Annotated in this window: 3 protein-coding genes; 2 read left to right on the plus strand and 1 reads right to left on the minus strand. The window is 40.9% G+C overall.

Annotation, left to right across the window (positions count from 1 at the left end; translation table 11 throughout):
- Positions 1-1889: collagen-binding domain-containing protein (locus tag QOR82_RS08800; RefSeq protein ID WP_283584372.1), on the minus strand; the 1889-nt coding region annotated here is incomplete at its 3' end.
- Between the two features lie 533 nt (positions 1890-2422).
- Between QOR82_RS08800 and QOR82_RS08805 the strand changes: the two genes are divergently transcribed.
- Positions 2423-3346 (plus strand): IS30 family transposase, encoded by a 924-nt coding sequence (locus tag QOR82_RS08805; RefSeq protein WP_283584373.1) that lies wholly within the window; start codon positions 2423-2425, stop codon positions 3344-3346.
- A 147-nt stretch (positions 3347-3493) separates the two neighbouring features.
- Positions 3494-3697 carry a hypothetical protein gene (locus QOR82_RS08810; protein WP_283584374.1) on the plus strand — a complete coding sequence of 68 codons (204 nt, stop codon included), beginning with the start codon at positions 3494-3496 and terminating at the stop codon, positions 3695-3697.
- Positions 3698-4140 lie beyond the last annotated feature (443 nt).

A 4140-nucleotide genomic window follows, 5' to 3' on the forward strand; every position in this document is an offset into this window, starting at 1 on the left:
CTCGTCTTCGGCGTTGTTACTGTCGGATTACTTGGTTGCGGTGTCGGTACCTTTGGCGTACTCGTCTTCGGCGTTGTTACTGTCGGATTACTTGGTTGCGGTGTCGGTACCTTTGGCGTACTCGTCTTCGGCGTTGTCGGCACTACCGGAGTACTTGGCTTTGGCGTTGTCGGCACTACCGGAATACTCGTCTTTGGCGTTGTTGACACTACCGGAGTACTTGGCTGTACTGGGCTTGTCGGTTTACTTGGGTCCGTTGGTTGCACTGGAGTTGTTGCCTTGCCTGGGGTCGTTGGCTTAACCGGAGTTGTTGCCTTACCCGGGGTCGTTGGCTTAACCGGAGTTGTTGCCTTGCCTGGGGTCGTTGGTTTAACCGGAGTTGTTGCCTTGCCTGGGGTCGTTGGCTTAACCGGGGTTGTTGCCTTGCCTGGGGTCGTTGGCTTACCGGGAGTTGTTGCCTTACCCGGGGTCGTTGGCTTACCAGGAGTTGTTGCCTTACCCGGGGTCGTTGGCTTAATTGGGGTTGTTGCCTTACCCGGGGTCGTTGGCTTTCCCTGTGTGGGTATCTTATGTTTAGGTATCTTATGTTTGGGTGTTGTTGACTGGCCATTATGTGGTGAGTAAACAAAATCATTATTTCCATGTGGAAAAACGGGTGTTACGAATTCTGGTGCCCAAAAATCCCAACGGTGAGACTCGCCGCCCTTAATGTTAACTTTTTTACCAATCAAGTTTCCGTCAGCATTTACATTAGCAGTTATTTCACTATTAGGAGCAAGTACACTTCCCATCAAATAACCACTATTAATATTAATGTACTGTGTTGCGTTGCCAAAATTCCATAAAACATGGTTTGGCTTATTATGGCTTTCTCCAGGACCTACTTGTGTCCCATCATCATAAACAAGTTTAGTTTGTGTTTGCCAATTTATAGTTTCCTTTGCGCCACGAACGTTAAGAATTACTGCTGCACCATCACGATTACTGCTAAGTCCCTTAATTGTAATTGGTTGCGATTGTTCTAATAAACTAGCGTCAATATTAATAATAACTAAATTATCAGTTCCTTGGTCAACTTGGCTAATATCGATAAAGCGATTGTTCATATCTCCAAAATCAACAATTACTTTGGAATCGTTTGGAAGAGAAGCTAGTATTCCCGAAGTATTCCTTAACGAATCAAGTTCGTTATCAATATCAAGATACCCCTTAATCACATGCACATCAGCTTTTTTCAAATGATCTAGGCGATTGCCGTTAATAAATACCTGATCGCCATTAAATTTTACATTTGAATCATCGCCAAGGACAACATAGTTATTCCCAGTCCGAAATGCATTTGCACCGATTTGAGCGATGCTTCCAATGTAATAAACATCACGTGTTGTGTGGTTTTGTGATTCACCACGCGTACCAAACTCAGGACCATTCAACAATGCTTTAGTTGCTATATTACCGTTAGTGTCAGCGCTTATTTCAGTTTGATCAGAAAAAATATGAAAAATAGTTGCTGGCCCAAGTAATTGCTTAACAGTATTAATATCAGTATCACTGGTAAATAATTTATGAAGCTGCTGATCATTATCGAATGTAGTCGTCACCTTTGCAGACTGTTCCTCATTCTTAACATCTTTTTTTGTCATTGATGATTGATTGGTAGAATTTTCTGTTTGATAAACCAAATTGTTTGGCTTTGATACATCGTCCGTTTTAGTAGGTACACTCTTAACCAATTCAGATTGTTCGTTTGTGGTAGCTGGATTATCTTTAGCATGTGCAGTTGTAGTTACCGCAGTTATTCCAAGAGTAGTGGCGATGACTAAAGCTGTAATCCATTGTTTACCAGACTTATACAGCTTGTAATGATTCTTTGTAGATAACTTATTCAACAGTATTACTCCTCAAGTAATTTCTTTTGCAATTAAATAGGTTACTATAGAAATGAATATTGAACTAGATTTAAATATTTGTTCATAAAAGGCAATAATTATTCCCTTTAACTGACCATTCGATAAGCCATCAAATATTACTATATTTTTGTAATAAATTTTAAAATACTAAACAAACATTCAATTTACGTCATATTAAATTATTGCGTATTTTCCATATTTATTAGCTAATCAAGATATAAGTCAACAAGAGAATTACCATAGTATTTTCCAAAAGTGATAAGTAAATTTTTGACAAAAATAGGATATCTTTAACTAAAAACACCCCTTACATTTACGTAAAAGGTATCATTATCAATCAATATAGTTGTTAATAGTTTTAACAAATTTGATGATTTGGTTATAATTGAAAAGTTTTTCGCTCATTTTTGTGGCAGATTGTAAAATTTAAGTTGAACATTTAAGTGGACAGAAAAACCCATCAAGGTCTTTAATGGTGTTACCTCAACATTCCATTAGAAAGAAGGACCTTAATGGGCACCACTATTTTATCATTCCAGAACCGCATTGTCATTGAAACGCTTCATAATGAAGGACGTTCCTTACGATACATCGCTAATTACTTAGGCTTTAGTAAAACCACAGTCTTTAACGAACTTCACCGGCTAAATAGTGAGTACCAGGCTGAGCTAGCACAAACTGACTTTGAACGCAAGGTTAGTCAACGGGGGCGGAAGTCTTCGCTCACTAAAAACCTTAAACACTTGGTCGAGGAAAAGATTCAAGTCCAGAAGTGGTCCCCTGAACAAGTTGCCCATGTGGTGGGGATTGCCTACAAGACGGTCTATAACTGGATTGATCAAGGATGGTTTGATGTACAGCTACCCGATTTGCCTGATCATGGAATTCGTCGCCATCGTGCTAAAGAAAAGCGTGGTACGTTCAGTCACGGCCGCTCAATTGAGGAGCGTCCTCATAAAGTCGAAACTCGCCAGGAATTCGGCCACTTTGAAGCTGATACCGTACTTTCTGGCAAACGTAAAGGTCAAGCTGTGGCTACTTTTGTGGAGCGTAAGAGTCGCCTGACAATTGTTAAACGGCTCCATGGTCGCGACAGTCAGTCCATGACTCAGGCCGTACTTGAACTAGCTAGTCAACTTCAAGACAAGCTCAAGGCGCTTACCGTAGATCATGGTAAAGAGTTCGCTAACTACCAGGCAATTGAGCAGCGAACTGGTACTCCGGTTTATTTTGCCCATGCTTATTCACCACATGAACGCGGTAGTAATGAGAACAGTAATCGAGTTTTGCGACGGTTTATTTCCAAGGGACAAGCTATTGAAGAGCTGAGCGATCGCCAGCTGGTTCAAATCAATTGGTATCTGAATTCACAGCCACTTAAATGTCTTAATTGGCATACACCAATTGAGATCTTCTTGCTTAATTTACGTCATTAAATTCGTTCAAGTTATTTCTTGCAATCTGCCATAACAAAAAAGAATAATTTTCGTAAAAGTGAGCCAGATATGGTTCACTTTTTTTCTGCTCCTGGCAAATAGGTGTGAGAAATGGCTCACCTAACTTAATGAAAGGAGCTAGCAAGAATGGCTAACAAAGTATCAATCAGTGTTACCAAGCCTCCCCGCCAAGATGGCGTCGTCAGCATGCACAACGTCACGATCCGTGAACGACTGCTACGTTTACTGCTCGGTAAACCGCATCACTTGATGGTGATCGCACCTGGCAAGGATGTTCAACAGTTGCAAATTAACGAAGTTAAGGAGGATTCCTATGAGCGCAATGAATAATCTCGATTTACAACTCAAAGAAGCTGAGAACCAGCTTGGTGTCGAACCTCGAAAGCGTCGACGTGATCGATTGGCATTTACTTTTTTGTTATATCCCGGCAAGAACCAAATTTGACGCTTACCCTTGCGGGTGCCGTTGATTGCGTCGATGATGTCAAGCTTTGGGGATGATTTGGCGTTGAGCTTGGCGGTTGCTCTTGGGGTCTTTGCGGGTTTGGTAGATCATCCCCTCTAGTTTCGTCACTAGTGATATTTTTCGTCACTTTTCGTCACTCCGCAAACGACGTAGCAATGGGCTCTCCCGGGATTTTTTGCAAAAAGTGACGGAAATCGTGGTATTTTTTCAGACCTTTTTTAGTACTGAGAATTTTCTAAATTTCAAGAATAAGTTAGCCACTAAGCTGAAATAAATAGCACTGACCAATTAATTATTGGTTGATGAG

This window comes from Limosilactobacillus difficilis, from assembly GCF_947387495.1.
In the GTDB taxonomy this organism is placed as follows: domain Bacteria; phylum Bacillota; class Bacilli; order Lactobacillales; family Lactobacillaceae; genus Limosilactobacillus; species Limosilactobacillus difficilis.

Coding starts and splice junctions, on each gene's coding strand:
- QOR82_RS08805 (WP_283584373.1), top strand. CDS start 2,423: ATGGGCACCACTATTTTATCATTCCAGAACCGCATTGTCATTGAAACG.
- QOR82_RS08810 (WP_283584374.1), top strand. CDS start 3,494: ATGGCTAACAAAGTATCAATCAGTGTTACCAAGCCTCCCCGCCAAGAT.